This window comes from Sphingomonas sp. S-NIH.Pt15_0812, from assembly GCF_003951315.1.
Lineage (GTDB): Bacteria > Pseudomonadota > Alphaproteobacteria > Sphingomonadales > Sphingomonadaceae > Sphingomonas.
The window spans coordinates 1-15732 of record NZ_QLJH01000016.1; the positions used below are offsets into that span (position 1 = coordinate 1).

Here is a 15732-nt window from a genome sequence, read left to right on the forward strand (position 1 = left end):
GCCGCTCGCACCCGCGACGACCTGTACCGCGCCATCGGTGCCGCCATCGACACCTTCACGCCTGCCGAGTGCGCCAACTACTTCGCCGCTGCAGGATATGATGCGTACTGATCGGAATCTGCTCTAGAAGTCGCGACCGTTTGTCATAGCGTTATCGTAATCGACGATCATGCCGGCTTCTGCGGGCGCGGTGACTGCAAAAGCGGTAACGATCGCAGTGATCGCGGCGGCAAAGGCAAACTTTGAATCCTTGACGATATGTCCACTATGTAATAAATTGGCATTGGCAAGTTAAGCTGACCAACCCGATTTTTAAAATGTCGATCGATTGGCTTGTGGCTTCGGCTAAGCTTGATAAGGGACGAGCGCTACACACGGCTTTTTACCTGTTATGTCCCATGACAGGAAATGCGCTAAAAACCCATTATGATATCACGAATAAATAGTTCCATGAATTATCGATCATGGAACGGTGAAGTCGTACCGACCCGGTCGCCTTCGCGCGAAATATTTGGCGATCGTCATAAGTTGTTAAAACGGCGCGAAAATCTGGCCTTTGACCTATCTGGCCTTGCCGTTGGCCAGAGCGCGGGCGCAAGGGTGCCAGTCACCCCGTCGATATGATGGCGACACGACGCGTCGGATCGGTCGGTTGCGAGATGGGGATTGGCGACCGACCGGAGGCAGGATCACATCGTTCCGGTCAGGCGACGCGACCGAGTGCGATATAGCGTTGCAGATGCTGGTCCTGATCGCCGAGATGATGATCGATCATCGTGATCCGCTTGGCATAATGCGACAGCGGCAATTCCCAGGTCATGCCGATGCCGCCATGAAGCTGGATCGCTTCCTCGGCGACGAGCTGGCCGGTCGCGCCGACCGTGTATTTCGCCGCCGACAGACGCCGGTCCCGGTCCGCGCCCTGGTCGTGATCGAAGGCGTCGGCGGCATTGATGACGGCGGAGCGGGCCTGCTCCACCTCCAGCAGCACGGTGGCGATGCGGTGCTGCAGCGCCTGGAACTTGCCGATCGGTACGCCGAACTGCTTGCGGGTGCGCAGATAGTCGATCGTCATCGCCTTCGCGACCTCCATCGCCCCCAGCGCCTCCGCCGAGAGCGCAAGGAGCGCGGCTGCCTCGGCCGCGGCCAGGGCGGCGCGCCCGTCCGCCGCGACCCGGGCCTCATCTGCCACCATCACGCCCGACAGCCGGACCTCGCCGGAGCGACCGCCATCGACGTTGGCATAGCCCTGGACGGTGAGGCCCGGCGCGTCGGTCGGGACGAGGAACAGCGAGGCGCCATCCTCGGTCTGTGCAGACACCAGCAGCAGCGCCGCCGCCTCCGCCTGCGCGACCACCGCCTTGGCGCCATCGATTCGCCATCCCTCGCCGTCGCGCGTCGCGCACGTGGCATAGGGGGCGTCCTGGCCACGGTCCTGCGGCTCCGCGTCCGCCAGCGCCACGATGGAGGTGCCGGCGACGATCGGCTCCAGCAGATCGGGGCGACCGGCGGTGGCCAGGGCATGGCCGACCGTCAGCGCGCCCAGGAACGGCTCGACCGCCAGGGCGCGCCCGATCTCCTCGAACACCACCATGATGTCGAAGCCCGAACCGCCGAAGCCGCCCGCCGCCTCCGGAAACAGCGCGCCGATCACGCCCAGTTCCGCCAGTCCCTGCCACACCGCCGGATCATAGCCGGTATCGCCATAGGCGGCGGTATTGCGCCGGTCGACCGGTGCCCGCTCCGCCAAGAAACGGCGGAGCGTGTCCGCCAGCATCCGCCGGTCCTCGCTATGCTGGAAATCCATCAGAGCCCCACGATCATCTTGGAAATGATGTTCTTCTGCACTTCGTTCGATCCGCCGAAGATCGACAGCTTGCGCATGTTGAAATAGGTCGAGGCGGCGGTGTTCGCGTCCTCCGGCCCGATGGGTTGGCCATTATAGCCCTCCTCCAGCGCCTCGGGCACGAAGGGCTGGGCATAGATGCCGAAGGCCCGGCGTTGCAACGCGGTGATCGCCTGGCGGATTTCGGTGCCCTTGATCTTGAGCATCGAGCTTTCCGCGCCCGGCGCGCCGCCATGCGCCGCCGCCGCGACGACGCGGAGATTGGTGGTGGCCATGTTGGCGAGGTCGATCTCGATCCGCGCCAGCCGGGCCGCGAACAGCGGATCGTCGGCGAGTGGTCGGCCCCCACGGGTCAGCGTCGCCGCGGTCGCCCGCAGCCGGTCGAAGGCCGCGGCCGATGCGCCGACCCCGGCGATATTGGTTCGCTCATAGGTCAGCAGGTATTTGGCGTAGGTCCAGCCCTTATTCTCTTCGCCGACCAGATTGGCGACCGGCACGCGCACGTCGGTGAAGAACACCTCGTTCACCTCGGCATCGCCATCGAGCAGCACGATCGGTCGCACCTCGACGCCGGGGCTCTTCATGTCGATCAGGAGGAAGGAGATGCCCTCCTGCGCCTTGGCGGTGGGATCGGTGCGGACCAGGCAGAAGATCCAGTCGGCATATTGGCCGAGCGTCGTCCAGGTCTTCTGCCCGTTGACGACATAATGGTCGCCGTCGCGCACCGCGCTGGTCTTCAGGCTGGCGAGGTCGGAACCGGCGCCCGGCTCCGAATAGCCCTGGCACCACCAGTCGGTGCCGTCGAGGATGCGGGGCAGATAGTGGCGGCGCTGTTCCTCGGTGCCGTATTTGATCAGCACGGGGGCGAGCATCGACAGGCCGAAGGGGACGATGCGCGGCGCGTGGGCGCGTGCGGTCTCGTCGTCGAAGATCGCGCGCTGGACCACCGACCAGCCGGGGCCGCCATATTGCTCGGGCCAGTGATTGGCGAGCCAGCCGCGCGCATGGAGGACGGCGTGCCATTCCTCCATGTCCGCCTTGGTCAGGTGGAGGCCGCGCCGCACCTTGTCGGACAGGCGGGCGGGAAGCTTCTCGGACAGGAATTGCCGTACCTCGTCACGGAAAGCCTCTTCCCCCAAAGTGAAGCGCAGGTCCATCAATCCTCTCCCATGCCACCAGCTCAGGGCTTAGCACGGGTTCGGATCGTGGCAAATGCAAAACATACCAGATATTCGATAACGCGACGCTCTACTCCGCCGCGACCGCCATGGGCAGGCTGGCGCCCAATTCGCGGGCGAACCAGCGCGCGGTCTGCGGCAGGCCGTCGTCGAGCGCGACATGCGGTTCCCAACCGAGCAGGTCGCGGGCGCGGGCGATGTCCGGGCGGCGGCGGCGCGGGTCGTCCTGGGGCAGGTCGTGATGCGTCACCGCCGCCGCGCTGGGCACGATCGCCAGCACCTTGGTCAGCAGTTCGCCGATGGTGAATTCCTCCGGATTGCCGAGATTGACCGGCTCGGTGCCGTCGATGTCGCTTTCCATCAGGCGGATCAGTCCCTCCACCATGTCGCTGACATAGCAGAAGCTGCGCGTCTGACTGCCATCGCCATAGATGGTGATCGGCTCGCCGCGCAGCGCCTGGCACACCAGATTGGAGACGACGCGTCCGTCGTCCGGGTGCATGTGCGGGCCATAGGTGTTGAAGATGCGCGCCACCCGCACCTCGGCCCGCCGCATCCGCGCGTAGTCGAAGGTCATCGCCTCGGCCGCCCGCTTGCCCTCGTCGTAACAGGCGCGCGGGCCGGTGCAGCTCACCCAGCCACGATAGCCTTCGACCTGCGGGTGGACTTCCGGATCGCCATAGACCTCGCTGGTCGAGGTCAGCAGGAAGCGCGCGCCGCTTTGTTCGGCAAGGCGCAGCAGGTGATGCGTGCCGACGACGTTGGTCAGCATCGTATGTTCGGGATCGACCTGATATTGCGGCGGCGAGGCGGCGCAGGCGCAATTGTAGATGCGCGTGATCCGATCCGCCTGGTCGAGCACCGCCTGGGGCAGGGGGGCGACGATATCCGCCTCGACGAAGCTGTAGCGAGGCAGGTCGGCCAGCGTGTCGAGGTTGGAGACTCGCGCGGTCTGGAGATTGTCGAGGCAGATGACCTCGAACCCGCGTTCGCTCAGCGCCCGGCACAGATGCGATCCGATGAAACCGGCGCCACCGGCGACGAGGGCGATGTCCGTGGTCATGCCATTCTCTCCTTAGACGAAGGATCCGACCGGCGCGGCGACGCGGAGGGCGGCGGTCAGGTGACGCTCCAGCTCCTCGGCCCGATGCGCGGCGGTATGTTCCGCGAGGATGCGGGCGCGGCCGGCATGACCGATCGCAACCAGATCGGCCTCTTCCAGCATCGTGGCGACATCGTCCGCACCATCGGCCAGCAGGATCTCGGCGTCCGGGGTGAGGAGCTGGTCCAGCCCGGCCCAGCGATCGGAGATGATCGCGGTGCCGCACGCCGCCGCCTCGAACAGCCGGACCGAGGGCGACCAGCCCGCCGCGATCATGTCGGCGCGCGTGACGTTCAGCGTCGCACGGCTGGCGGAATAGAAACCGGGATGGTCGGCAGGCGGCAGATGCTCGATCCGCTCGACATTGGCGGGCCAGTCGATGCCGGCGGGATATTGCGGTCCGGCGACGACGAACCGGCGATCGGGGGCGCGACGCGCCGGCTCGATCAGCAACCGCTCCAGCGTCGGCTGCCGATCGTGGCTGTAGGTGCCGAGATAGGAGAGATCCCAGCGTGCGGGGCTGTCCAGCGGTCGGTAGCGTTCGGCATCGACCGAGCAGTAGAGCGGGCGTGCCGCCGGCGATCCATATTGCCGCTCCAGTCGGTCCAGCGTCGGTCCGCCGGTGAAGGACAGATAGACCGCATAGCCCGGGATCAGCTCGGCCGACAGATAGTCGCAGGCGCCGCGTTCCAGCGCCGCGAGCGTCACCGGCGTGTCGATGTCGTAGAAGCCGACCGGCCCGCTCGCCCAGCTTTGCGCGAGATGGCCGACCGCGATCCCCTCGGGCACATAGGAGCCGACGATCACCGCATCGGCGGCGGCGATCTCGTGCCGCCAGCGGTTCAGGTCGTCGAGGCTGTCGTAGAATTCCAGGCGGCAATAGCCGGGCGAGGGTTCGTCGCGATGATCGGCATACCAGGGCTTGTCGCGCTCCAGGAACAGTATGTCGTGCCCACGTGCCGCGAAGGCGGCGAGCAGCGCGCGGAAGGTCGTGGCATGACCATTTCCCCAGGAGGAGGAAAGCGTCAGGCCGAGGACGACAAGCTTCATGCCGCCACCCGCAGCGCCGAGACTTGGGCGCGGAGCAACCTGTCGAGCAGGTCGCCGCGCCGGTCATAGGTATGTTCCGCCAGCACCCGCGCCAGCGCCGCGCGGCCGATCGTCCGGGCGCGGTCGGCCTCCAGCGTGGCGAGATGCTCGGCCACGTCCTGCCCGTCGCGCGCGACCAGCACTTCCGCGCCGGGTTTCAGGAACAGCTCGATCCCCTCCCATGCGTCGGTGATCAGGCAGGCGGCGGCGCCCGCCGCCTCGAACACGCGGGTGGCGGGGGAGAAGCCGATATGCGCCATCGAGTCGCGCGCGACGTTCAGCACCGCGCGCGGCGTGCAGTTGAACGCATTGTGCTCGGCGGTGAAGACATGGCCGCGATGGCGGACATTGGCGGGCATCGCCTTGCCCTCCCAGCCATTGCCGCCGATCAGGAAGGCACGGTGGGCCATCGAGGCGGCGGGGCGGAGGAAGAATTCCTCGACCCGCGCCTCGCGGTCGGGGAGTCGGTTGCCGAGGAACGCCAGGTCGCAGGCGAAGCGGGGATCGGGCGGCACCGGATGATGGGTGCTGGGATCGAGCGCGTTGTAGACCGGCACGCATTCCGCCGCGCCGAAGTGGCGATAGGCGTCCACCACCGGGTCGCCGCCGCCATAGGTCAGCACCAGGTCGAGATCGGGCAGCGCGGCGCGGACCGGATGGTCCGGATCGGCGCGCATCTCGTCCAACGTCGCGGCGGCATCGACATCCCAGAAGATCTTGAGCGCATTTTTGCGGGCATGGGTGGTGATCCCCGCCAGCAGTTCGCGGTCGAACACGCCGACGCCGTTCGCCTTGACGACGATATCGGCGTCGCCCGCCTCGGCGAGCACGTCGCGCACCGCCTCGATGGTCGCTGGATAGACGACCGAGCGTGCCCATGCGGGCGGGTCGATGTCGCGATGCTGCTGCCGGTCGAAGGCGTCGGGTTCGTAGAAGGTGATCCGGTGCCCGCGTTCCGCCAGTGCACGCAGGATGCCGCGATAATAGGTCGCCGCCCCGTTCCAATAGGAGGAGAGCAGGCTGGAACCGTAAAAGGCGATCTTCACGCGGCGTTCCTTCGGTTCGGCAGGACGTCGAGCGTGGTGAGGATCGCCATCAACTCGTCGACGCGGTGGACACAGGTGTGGCGGGCGCGGATCGTCTCCAGCCCGGCCGTGGCGAGCGACCGGCGCAGCTCGGCATCCTCGCGCAAATCACGGAGCGTCCGGGTCATCGCATCGCCATCGGCGGCGAAGAGGAAGTCGGTGCCGGGGCGGAACAGCTGCTCGGCATCGTCCCACGGTGCCGAGGCGAGCGGGATGCCGCAGGCCAGCGCCTCGAACACGCGGATCGTGGGAATGCCGGGCAAGAGGCTGGTATAGTAACGACGCGGCACATGCACGGTCGCCAGCGCGCGTGCGAAGATCGCCGGGGCGGCGGCATTGGGGGCCCAGCCATGATAGGTCGCGCCGGCCCGGGCCAGCATCGCCCTGGCGTCATCCGGGTAGCGGACGCCGTAGATGTCGAGCGGCAGTCCGGCGGCGCGGGCGGGTTCGAGCAGATAGTCGGCGATCTCGCGCGTCCGCTCGCCATCGCCCCAATTGCCGATCCAGACCAGCCCGGCGCGTTCGCCGTCCTCCGCCGGCGGATGGAAGCGGCGCGGATCGGCGGCCTCGTGCCAGGTCCATACCCGGTCGCCCCAGCCCCAGCCGCGATAAACATGGGCGAGCGTCTCGCCGAACGCCAGTATGCCGTCATAGCCGGACAGGTCATAGGCGCGCATCTCCTCGGGCGCGCTGACCGCGCGGTGATGCGTGTCGTGGAAGAACAGGGTGAAGCGTGCGCCCCGCTTGCGCATCGTGCCGAGCATCGCGACCAGGTCATGGTCGTTCCACTCATGCACGATCACGAGATCGGCGTCGTCCACCTGCGACGCGACATCGTCGGCAAGGGTGACGCTGCGACTGGCCAGTTCCGGATAGGCGGTGCGGTACGCCGCAAGCGCCGCCTCGCCATGATCGGCGAGGAGGTTGGTCAGGCTCCAGGGAGCGGGCGGGGCGATCGCGGTGACGTCATGACCCCGCGCGACCAATTCGCTCAGCACGCCGCGCACGAAATGGGCGTTGCCGTGGTTCCAGCAGGATTCCAGGCTGTGCGTGAAATAGACGATCTTCATGCCGCCACCTGCCCGGTCGGCGTCATCGGCAGGGCGGGGCGGTCGAGCAGCCGGTCGTAGACGGTGATCATCCCCGCCGCCATCGCCGTCGGGCCATAGGCGGCGGCGCGTTCCCGTGCCCGTGCGCCATTGCCCAGCCGCAGTGATCCGTCGGCGGTCAATATGCCGATCGCCTCGGCGAAGCCGTCGGCGTCGTCGGGATCGATGAACACGGCCGCGCCGTCCCAGAGTTCGCGAAAGGTCGGGATGTCGGACAGCACCAGCGCGCACCCGGCGAGCGCCGCCTCCAGCACCGCCAGCCCGAATGGCTCGTAGCGCGCGGCGGAGGCGAAGACCGGGCGGGTCGCCAGGATATCGGCGATGCCGCGCTCGCCCAGCTGGCCCAGCGGCACCAGGTGTTCGAACGCCATCGTCTCTCCATGCGGACCGCTGCAGGGGCCGGCGGCCTGGAACGGCACCGCCAGCCGTGCGGCCGCCCGATCGAGCGTCGCGGCATTCTTTCCCCGGTCCCAGAGCCGGCCGGCGGTGAAGGCGAAATCCTGGGGCGGGGCGTGGCGCGGGCGCAGGCTGCGGCCGTTATGGACCACGGTCACGCGATCGCGTGCCAGCGCGTGCGCGGAGGCCGTCGCGGCGGCGAAGGCGGCGCTGGGGCTGACCACCGCATTGGCGCGCGCCAGTCCGCGTGCGGTCAGCAGCGCCTGCCAGGCGAGGTCGGCGGGCAGGGGAGCCTCGCTGTTCGCCGCCCACCATGTCGCGACACAGCTATGCGCCACCGCCACCACCGGCATGGCGAAGGGGACGACGGCAAAGGCGGGCTGGTTGAGCTGGACCAGATCGGCGCCGCGCTGCTGCGCCAGTCGCGCGATGGCGGTCGCGGTCGCGACGACCATCGGTTCGTCGGCCGACAGCCAGTCGAGCGCCAGACCGGTATCGATCAGGGTGGCCCCGACCGCCCGCGCATGCATTCGCTGCGCGGCATCGGCCGGCGGCCCGATCACCGCCAGTTCGACCTGATAGCCGCTCCCGGCCAGCGCGGCGGTCAGTTCCGTTGCATATTGCCAGACGCCGCCAACGGTATCGACGGTCATCAGCAGCCGTGCCGTCATGCCGCGACCTCGACGGGCGGCTGCGCCATGCCGCCCTCGCGGCTCAGCCATTCCGCCAGATCGGCGACGCCCGCCCGCCAGCCGATCCGATCGCCCAATGCCAGGGCCTGGGTTGCGGCGCGGGTGTCGGCGACGAAATAGCGCTGGTCGCCTGCCCGCCATTCGGCATGGCGCACCGCGACCGGCCGGCCGATCAGGTCGCCGATATGATCCAGCAACTGGCGCAGGCTGACCGCATTGTCCGGCCCGCCGCCCAGGTTGAAGGCGCGGCCGGCGATCCGGTCGATATCGCGCCACGCCGTCCGATAGGCATCGACGGCATCGCGCACGTCCAGAATATCGCGCACTTGGTGCCCGTCGCCATAGAGGGTGATCGGCTCGCCGCGCAGCGCCCGGATCAGGAAATGCGCGACCCAGCCCTGGTCCTCGGTGCCCATCTGGCGCTGGCCATAGATGCAGCTCATCCGCATCACGGCGGTGCGCAGGCCGAAGCTGCGGGCATAGTCCAGCACATATTGGTCCGCCGCACCCTTGGAACAGCCATAGGGGGTGTGGAAGTCGAGCGGCCGCGCCTCGCCAATGCCGTGCGCGCGGACCTGCGCATCGACCGGGCGGTAGGCGCCGTCCTCCAGCACGAAGTCGAGATCGGCGAGGTCGCCATACACCTTGTTGGTCGAGGCGAAGACCAGCGGCACATGCGGCGCGCGGGTGCGCAGCGCCTCCAGCAGATGCATAGTGCCCTGGATGTTGATGCCGAAGTCGGCGACCGGATCGACCAGGCTGGTTGTCACCGCAACCTGCGCGGCGAAGTGGAACACCGCAGCCGATCCCGCCACCGCGTCCGCCAGCCGCTCGCCGTCGCGGATATCCGCCTGTTCGAAGCGGATGCGCTCGCCATGCCGGTCGCGCAGCCAGGCAAGGTTGCGCTCGGTCCCCGGCCGGGCGAGCGAGTCGTAGACGCGAACCGTCCGTCCTTCGCTCGCCAGACGATCGGCGAGATTGGCGCCGATGAAGCCGGCGCCGCCGGTGATCAGGACCGGCGGGTTCATGCCACCAGCCCGCGTTTCTCGAGCTCGGCCCGCGCCGTCGCCACCCGGTCCTCGGCGGTCTGCTCGGCGACCCATTCGGCGAGTTCGGCCAGGCCGTCGCCGAAATCCTGCCGCGCCTCGAAGTCCAGCGTCTCGCGCGCCAGCGTCGCGTCGCAGAAGCAGTGGCGGATGTCGCCGATCCGCGCCTTGCCGACGATCTCGGGCGCGATCTCGTTCTTGCCCATGGCGCGCGCCAGTTCGGTCGCCACCTCGGTCACCGAACGGTCATGGCCGGAGCCGATGTTGAACGTGCCGCCCGCCGCCTGCGGCAGCACCAGCGCATCGGCAAAGGCCCGCGCCACGTCGGAGACATGGACGAAGTCGCGCCGCTGCTCGCCATCCTCGAAGATCATCGGCTGCTGCCCGTTGAGCAGGCGCGAGGCGAAGATGGCGAGGACGCCGGTATAGGGGTTGGACAGCGCCTGGCCTGGCCCATAGACGTTGAACAGGCGCAGGCATACGCCCTCCATGCCATAGGGCGCGGCCATGATATGGGTGGTGCGCTCCTGCACATATTTGTTGAGCGCGTAGATCGACGACAGCGCCGGCCGCTTCCATTCGGGCGTCGCCACCGGGGTCAGCGGTCGGCCCTGCCTATCGACCGGCTCCCAGTTGGACAGGCCGTCGCGGAGATTGTGGCGCTCGGCATCCTGCACCAGTGCGCCGTCCGCATCGAGGTACAGTCCCTCGCCATAGATGGACATGGAGGAGGCGGTGACGACCCGTCGCACCGGGCGATCGATCAGTGTCTCGAACAGCACGGCGGTGCCGACATCGTTGGTTGAGGTGTAGCGCTCCACCTCGTACATCGACTGGCCGACGCCGACCTCGGCCGCGAGGTGGATGACGCTGTCGACCCCTTGCAACGCCTTGGCGACGACATCCCGGTTGCGCACGTCGCCACGGATCAGATCCACCGCGTCGTTCAGAAGCGGGGGGCGATCGACATCGCCATGCACCTGCTCGATCAAGCTGTCGAGCACGCGGACCTCATCGCCCCGGCGGAGCAGTTCGTCCGCGACGAAGCGCCCGATAAAGCCGGCGCCGCCGGTGATCAGGACCCTCTCGCTCATCGACCCACCCCGTTGATCGATGTCAACGACACACGATCCGCCCTTGTGGAACATGCTCGCATCGGCGTTTCCTCCCGGGTACGCAAAAAATCGCTACGCGAATGAAACAAAGCAACTTCTTCTTTGTTCCTAATGACTTGAGGCACAAACCTCATGATCCGCATCAAGCCGGTTTGGTCCTGCCGAGCCGGTGACCATTGAGGGAAGCCCTGGATTTTGACGGCGACGCTGCTGCTGATCCGCCATGCCGCGCATGGTCATCTCGACCGCTGCCTGTCCGGACGAATGCCGGGCGTGCCGCTGAGCGAGGCCGGCCGCGATCAGGCATTGACGCTGGCCCGGCGACTGGCGGGCGAGCGGATCGACTGGATCGACGCATCCCCGCTCGATCGCACGCGCGAGACGGCGGCGGCGATCGCCGGGCCGCATGGGCTGACGCCCGAAGATGCGCCCGACCTGGTCGAGATCGACATGGGCGACTGGACCGGCCGCGCCTTCGACACGTTGACCGACGATCCGGACTGGACCCGCTGGAACCAGGAGCGTGGCATCGCCCGTATCCCCGGCGGCGAGACGATGGCGGAGGCGCAGGCGCGGATCATGGCGCATCTTCGCCGAATCGCCCGCGAGCGGACCGGCACCATCGGTGCGCTGGTGACGCATAGCGACATGATCCGGGGGGCGGTGGCGGACATACTCGGCCTGTCGCTGGACCATGTGTTGCGCTTCGACATCGATCCCGCCTCGGTCACGCGGGTGGTGATGGGCGACTGGGGTGCGCGGCTGCTGACGCTGAACGAGACGGCCGGCTGATCCGCCGTCGGAAGAGACCCAATTCCCGAGAGGTTGCACGATGATCGAAGCCGCGATGTTCTGGAACGAGCCCAACAACAAGTCGCATTGGGACCCGGAACTGGACCCCGACTGGTCGATCTTCGCCGACACGGTGACGCGGGCGGGCCGGGCGGTGGCGGCGATCAATCCGGCGGTCACGCGCGTGCTGGGCGGCATGTCGCCGATCGACCCGCAATGGGTACGCCGCATGGAGGCGCAGGGCGGGCTGGACGCGGTGGACGTGATCGCGGTGCACGGCTTCCCGCTCGACTGGAACCTGTGGTCGATCCACGATTGGCCCGCCAAAGTGGCCGAGATCGAGGCGGTGACCGACAAGCCGGTCTGGGTGACCGAAGTCGGCGTCGGCTCGTTCGGCGCGGAGGAGGTGCAGGTGTTCGGCGTGCAGCGCACCGCCGAACTGCTGATCGGCCGCGTGCCTCGCATCTTCTGGTATTCGCTGTTCGACCTGCCGATAGAATGGGGCGCCACCACCCGTCACCGCGAGGCGGAGGGGTCGAGCTATTACCGGCATTTCTACATGGGGCTGATCCGTCCGGACGGCACGCCCAAGCCGGCGCTGGACGAATATGCCAAGGTCGCGGCCGAGATGGGGCTGATGCAGTGGTTCCATTATCAGGACCCGCGCCTGGACGATGCCGTCGCCTGGATGAAGCGGCTGGGCACGAAGAAACTGCGGACCGGCCTGTCCTGGGCCGACAGCTTCCGCCCCGACGCGATCGACTGGTTCGACCGGCAGATGGAGGCGCTGCAGGATTTCGACCTGACCGTCACCTTCTGCTTCACGCCCGAGCATCTGGGCGTCGCGCCGCACCATACCAGCCCGGCGCGCGATCCGCAGCGATTCGCCGATTTCTGCGCCTGGATGATCGACCGCTATGCGCCCGCGCAGGCGGTGGTGCCGCAGCCGGTCGGCATGCTGGCCTGATCACGACATCATCCGGCGGCCTTCGTCCGGATCGCAAGGAGCACGCATGAAAGCAGCGATACTGGTCGGCCCGGAGCGGTTCGAGATCGCCGAGGTCGACCGCCCCGAGCCCGGTCCCGGCGAGGTCCGGGTGCGGCTGGAGGGGACGGGCGTCTGCGCCTCCAATGTCGAGCCGTTCGAGGGGCAGCCCTGGTCGAGCTTTCCGGGCGCACCCGGTGGCCTGGGGCATGAAGGCTGGGGCGTGGTGGATGCGCTGGGCGAAGGGGTCGCGTCGCCGTCGATCGGCGCGCGGGTCGCCCTGTTGTCCGAACGGGCCTTCGCCGAATATGACGTCGCGCCCGCCGACGCGCTGGTCGTGTTGCCCGAGGCGCTGGCGGGCCGAGCCTTTCCCGGCGAGCCGATCGCCTGTGCCATGAACATCTTCCGCCGCAGCGACATCCGTGCCGGACAGACGGTGGCGATCGTCGGGATCGGTTTCCTGGGGGCGATCCTGACCCGGCTGGCGACGGACGCCGGCGCGCGAGTCATCGCCATTTCGCGCCGGGCGGAGTCGCTGGCGCTGGCCCGCGATTTCGGCGCGGCGGAGACGATCGCGATGGACGATCACTGGGCGATCATCGAACAGGTGAAGCAGCTGACGGGGGCGCGTTTCTGCGAGCGGGTAATCGAGGCGGTCGGCAAGCAATGGCCGCTCGACCTCGCATCCGCGCTGGTCGGCATGGGCGGGCGGCTGGTCATCGCGGGGTATCACCAGGACGGCCCGCGCCAGGTCAATATGCAGGATTGGAACTGGAAGGGGATCGACGTGGTCAACGCGCACGAGCGCGATCCGGCAGTCCATCGCCAGGGCCTGCGCGAGGCGGTGGCGGCGGTGGCCGACGGGCGGATCGACCTGGAAGCGCTGCTCACCCATGTCTATCCGCTCGACCGGCTGGACGAGGCGATCACCGCCACGCGCGACAAGCCGGAAGGGTTCATCAAGGCGCTGGTGACCTATGCATAGGCCGCGCCTCGGTTTCCTGGGCACCGGCTGGATCGGTCGCCACCGCATGAGCGCGATTCACTCCGCCGGTTGCGCGACGATCGTCGCGGTCGCCGATCCCGCGCCCGAGATGGCCGCCGCCGCGGCCGAGGCCGCACCGGGCGCCATGGTCGTTCCGGATCTCGACGCACTGCTGGCGCGGGGGCTGGACGGACTGGTCATCGCCACCCCGAGCGCACTCCATGCCGAACAGGCTATCCGTGCGCTGGAGGCGGGCGTCGCGGTCTTCTGCCAGAAGCCGCTGGGCCGCGACGCGGCGGAGACGGCGCGGGTGGTCGCGGCCGCCGGGGCGGCCGACCGGCTGCTCGGCGTCGACTTGTCCTATCGCTTCACCGACGGCATGGCCGCGATCGCCGATCTGGTCCGGCGCGGCGCGTTGGGCCGGGTGTTCGCGATCGACCTGGTGTTCCACAACGCCTATGGCCCGGACAAGCCGTGGTTCTACGACCGGGCGCAGTCGGGTGGCGGCTGCGTGATGGATCTCGGCATCCATCTGGTCGACCTGGCGCTCTGGGCGACGGGTTTCCCGGGCATCGCCCGGACCCAGGCCAGCCTGTTCGCGGGCGGTGCGCCGCTGCACGGGCGCGATGCGGTCGAGGATTATGCGGTCGCGACGCTCGACCTGGCGGACGGGACCGTGGTGCGGCTGGCCTGTTCGTGGCGCGTCCATGCCGGGCGCGATGCGGTGATCGAAGCGAGCTTCTACGGCAGCGAGGGCGGCGCGACGCTGCGCAATGTCGATGGCTCCTTCTATGATTTCGTCGCCGAACGGCATCGCGGCACGGCGCGCGAGCGTCTGGCCGGCCCGCCGGAGGAATGGGGCGGCCGGGCGGCGGTCGACTGGGCGCGGCGACTGGCGTCGGGTGAAGGCTTCGATCCTGCGGCGCGGCACTTCGTCGCGGCGGCGGAGGCGCTCGACCGGATCTATGTCGCCGCAGGGGCGTGAACCCCGCGCCGCCTTCCGCTAAGGAGCGAGGCGACAGCGGAAGAGGGGGCCGAGGGCTGATGGAAGACTATGACGTGGTGATCGTCGGCGGCGGCCATGCCGGCGCACAGGCGGCGATCGCCCTGCGGCAGGAGAAGTTCGGCGGCTCCATCGCGTTGCTGACCGCGGAGGCCGACGCCCCCTATGAACGGCCGCCTTTGTCGAAGGATTACCTCTCCGGCAACCGGCCGTTCGATCGCATCCTGATCCGCCCCGAGTCCTTCTGGCGCGACCGGGCGATCGCGCTCCGCACCGATACTCGCGTCGTCGCGGTCGACCCGGCGGCCCGGCGGGTGACCACCGCGACGGGCGAGGAGATCGGCTATGGCGAGCTGATCTGGGCGGCGGGCGGCGATGCGCGCCGGATCGCCTGTCCGGGCCACGACCTGGCGGGCGTCCATTCGGTGCGCAGCCGCGCCGATGTCGATCGGCTGGTCGCCGAACTGCCGGCGGTGCGCGAAGTGGTGGTGATCGGCGGTGGCTATATCGGGCTGGAGGCGGCGGCCGTGCTGACCAAGGCCGGCAAGGCGGTGACCCTGGTCGAGGCGCAGGGCCGCGTGCTGGCGCGCGTCGCGGGGGTCGACCTGTCCCGCTTCTACGAGGCGGAGCACCGGGCGCACGGCGTCACGTTGCGGTTGGACGAGAGCGTGTCCTGCCTGGAGGGCGAGGTCTGGGTCAGCGGCGTGCGGCTCGGCGACGGCACGCTGGTCCCTGCGCAGATGGTGATCGTCGGCATCGGCATCATGCCGGCGGTCGCGCCGCTGCTCGCGGCCGGCGTGGCCCCGACCGCGGCGGGCGGGGTGCTGGTCGATGAACAATGCCGGACCAATGTCGCGGCTATCCGGGCGATCGGCGATTGCGCCGCGCATCGCAACGCCTTTGCCGATGGCGCGGTGATCCGGCTGGAGTCGGTGCAGAACGCCACCGACCAGGCGGCGGTGGCGGCGCGGGCGATCGTCGGCCGCGACGTCGCCTATCACGCCGTGCCCTGGTTCTGGTCCGACCAATATGACCTCAAGCTCCAGACGGTCGGGCTGTCGACGGGCCATGACCGGGCCGTCCTGCGCGGCGATCCGGCCATGCGCAGCTTCGCCATCATCTATCTGCGGGAAGGCCGCGTCGTCGCGCTCGACTGCGTCAACGCGATGAAGGATTTCGTGCAGGGTCGCGCCCTGGTGGCGGCCGGGGCGATCATCCCGCCCGAGCATCTGGCCGATCCATCGCGTCCGTTGAAAAGCCTGATCGGCTGACCGCCCGCACACCGGGCCCCGAACCCGCCGCCAAGCGT

Annotated in this window: 14 protein-coding genes and 1 pseudogene; 6 read left to right on the forward strand and 9 right to left on the reverse strand. The window is 68.5% G+C overall.

Translation table 11 applies throughout. From position 1 onward, the window contains the following. Positions 1–111, forward strand: a pseudogene (locus tag BRX43_RS20855) (IS630 family transposase); the annotation flags it as partial. A 592-nt stretch (positions 112–703) separates the two neighbouring features. Here BRX43_RS20855 and BRX43_RS11825 read toward each other — a convergent pair. From BRX43_RS11825 to BRX43_RS11865, 9 genes are all read right to left on the reverse strand, one after another. Then, the gene (locus BRX43_RS11825) at positions 704–1807 is read right to left on the reverse strand and encodes an acyl-CoA dehydrogenase family protein (protein ID WP_125995099.1); all 1104 of its coding nucleotides are present in this window, start codon (positions 1805–1807) and stop codon (positions 704–706) included. Further along, complete coding sequence (locus BRX43_RS11830) at positions 1807–3003, reverse strand: acyl-CoA dehydrogenase family protein (protein ID WP_125995101.1); 1197 nt, start codon at positions 3001–3003, stop codon at positions 1807–1809. The genes BRX43_RS11825 and BRX43_RS11830 overlap by 1 nt, the downstream gene beginning before the upstream one ends. Positions 3004–3094: 91 nt before the next feature. Next, on the reverse strand, positions 3095–4087 hold the full coding sequence (locus BRX43_RS11835) for a UDP-glucuronic acid decarboxylase family protein (RefSeq protein ID WP_125995103.1): 993 nt from the start codon (positions 4085–4087) through the stop codon (positions 3095–3097). 12 nt (positions 4088–4099) lie between these two features. Next, on the reverse strand, positions 4100–5176 hold the full coding sequence (locus BRX43_RS11840) for a glycosyltransferase (RefSeq protein ID WP_125995105.1): 1077 nt from the start codon (positions 5174–5176) through the stop codon (positions 4100–4102). Further along, positions 5173–6261 (reverse strand): glycosyltransferase, encoded by a 1089-nt coding sequence (locus BRX43_RS11845; RefSeq protein WP_125995107.1) that lies wholly within the window; start codon positions 6259–6261, stop codon positions 5173–5175. The genes BRX43_RS11840 and BRX43_RS11845 overlap by 4 nt, the downstream gene beginning before the upstream one ends. Next, a complete protein-coding gene (locus BRX43_RS11850; RefSeq protein ID WP_125995109.1) occupies positions 6258–7370 on the reverse strand; it encodes a glycosyltransferase in 1113 nt (370 codons plus the stop codon). The genes BRX43_RS11845 and BRX43_RS11850 overlap by 4 nt, the downstream gene beginning before the upstream one ends. Then, positions 7367–8476: a glycosyltransferase family 4 protein gene (locus tag BRX43_RS11855; RefSeq protein ID WP_206433194.1), complete on the reverse strand. Its 1110-nt coding sequence runs from the start codon at positions 8474–8476 to the stop codon at positions 7367–7369. The genes BRX43_RS11850 and BRX43_RS11855 overlap by 4 nt, the downstream gene beginning before the upstream one ends. Continuing rightward, complete coding sequence (locus tag BRX43_RS11860) at positions 8473–9525, reverse strand: NAD-dependent epimerase/dehydratase family protein (RefSeq protein ID WP_206433195.1); 1053 nt, start codon at positions 9523–9525, stop codon at positions 8473–8475. The genes BRX43_RS11855 and BRX43_RS11860 overlap by 4 nt, the downstream gene beginning before the upstream one ends. Next, on the reverse strand, positions 9522–10637 hold the full coding sequence (locus tag BRX43_RS11865; RefSeq protein ID WP_125995113.1) for an NAD-dependent epimerase/dehydratase family protein: 1116 nt from the start codon (positions 10635–10637) through the stop codon (positions 9522–9524). The genes BRX43_RS11860 and BRX43_RS11865 overlap by 4 nt, the downstream gene beginning before the upstream one ends. A 216-nt stretch (positions 10638–10853) precedes the next feature. On the opposite strand from BRX43_RS11865, the gene BRX43_RS11870 reads away from it, so the two are divergent. Genes BRX43_RS11870 through BRX43_RS11890 form a run of 5 tightly spaced genes read left to right on the forward strand, consistent with a single transcriptional unit; the run spans position 10854 to position 15694 of the window. Further along, the gene (locus tag BRX43_RS11870) at positions 10854–11450 is read left to right on the forward strand and encodes a histidine phosphatase family protein (RefSeq protein WP_125995115.1); all 597 of its coding nucleotides are present in this window, start codon (positions 10854–10856) and stop codon (positions 11448–11450) included. Positions 11451–11490: 40 nt separating this feature from the next. Beyond that, a complete protein-coding gene (locus BRX43_RS11875; protein ID WP_125995117.1) occupies positions 11491–12417 on the forward strand; it encodes a glycosyl hydrolase in 927 nt (308 codons plus the stop codon). A 46-nt stretch (positions 12418–12463) separates the two neighbouring features. Next, positions 12464–13420 carry a zinc-binding dehydrogenase gene (locus BRX43_RS11880; RefSeq protein ID WP_125995119.1) on the forward strand — a complete coding sequence of 319 codons (957 nt, stop codon included), beginning with the start codon at positions 12464–12466 and terminating at the stop codon, positions 13418–13420. Then, a complete protein-coding gene (locus tag BRX43_RS11885; protein ID WP_125995121.1) occupies positions 13413–14405 on the forward strand; it encodes a Gfo/Idh/MocA family oxidoreductase in 993 nt (330 codons plus the stop codon). The genes BRX43_RS11880 and BRX43_RS11885 overlap by 8 nt, the downstream gene beginning before the upstream one ends. Before the next feature lie 59 nt (positions 14406–14464). Next, positions 14465–15694: an FAD-dependent oxidoreductase gene (locus tag BRX43_RS11890; protein ID WP_125995123.1), complete on the forward strand. Its 1230-nt coding sequence runs from the start codon at positions 14465–14467 to the stop codon at positions 15692–15694. The last annotated feature ends 38 nt before the right edge of the window (positions 15695–15732 follow it).

Excerpts from the sequence above, each read along its gene's own strand:
- BRX43_RS11840 (WP_125995105.1), bottom strand. The coding sequence starts at position 5,176 with ATGAAGCTTGTCGTCCTCGGCCTGACGCTTTCCTCCTCCTGGGGAAAT.
- BRX43_RS11875 (WP_125995117.1), top strand. The coding sequence starts at position 11,491 with ATGATCGAAGCCGCGATGTTCTGGAACGAGCCCAACAACAAGTCGCAT.
- BRX43_RS11880 (WP_125995119.1), top strand. The coding sequence starts at position 12,464 with ATGAAAGCAGCGATACTGGTCGGCCCGGAGCGGTTCGAGATCGCCGAG.
- BRX43_RS11825 (WP_125995099.1), bottom strand. The coding sequence starts at position 1,807 with ATGGATTTCCAGCATAGCGAGGACCGGCGGATGCTGGCGGACACGCTC.
- BRX43_RS11890 (WP_125995123.1), top strand. The coding sequence starts at position 14,465 with ATGGAAGACTATGACGTGGTGATCGTCGGCGGCGGCCATGCCGGCGCA.
- BRX43_RS11830 (WP_125995101.1), bottom strand. The coding sequence starts at position 3,003 with ATGGACCTGCGCTTCACTTTGGGGGAAGAGGCTTTCCGTGACGAGGTA.
- BRX43_RS11835 (WP_125995103.1), bottom strand. The coding sequence starts at position 4,087 with ATGACCACGGACATCGCCCTCGTCGCCGGTGGCGCCGGTTTCATCGGA.
- BRX43_RS11860 (WP_206433195.1), bottom strand. The coding sequence starts at position 9,525 with ATGAACCCGCCGGTCCTGATCACCGGCGGCGCCGGCTTCATCGGCGCC.
- BRX43_RS11855 (WP_206433194.1), bottom strand. The coding sequence starts at position 8,476 with ATGACGGCACGGCTGCTGATGACCGTCGATACCGTTGGCGGCGTCTGG.
- BRX43_RS11850 (WP_125995109.1), bottom strand. The coding sequence starts at position 7,370 with ATGAAGATCGTCTATTTCACGCACAGCCTGGAATCCTGCTGGAACCAC.
- BRX43_RS11885 (WP_125995121.1), top strand. The coding sequence starts at position 13,413 with ATGCATAGGCCGCGCCTCGGTTTCCTGGGCACCGGCTGGATCGGTCGC.
- BRX43_RS11865 (WP_125995113.1), bottom strand. The coding sequence starts at position 10,637 with ATGAGCGAGAGGGTCCTGATCACCGGCGGCGCCGGCTTTATCGGGCGC.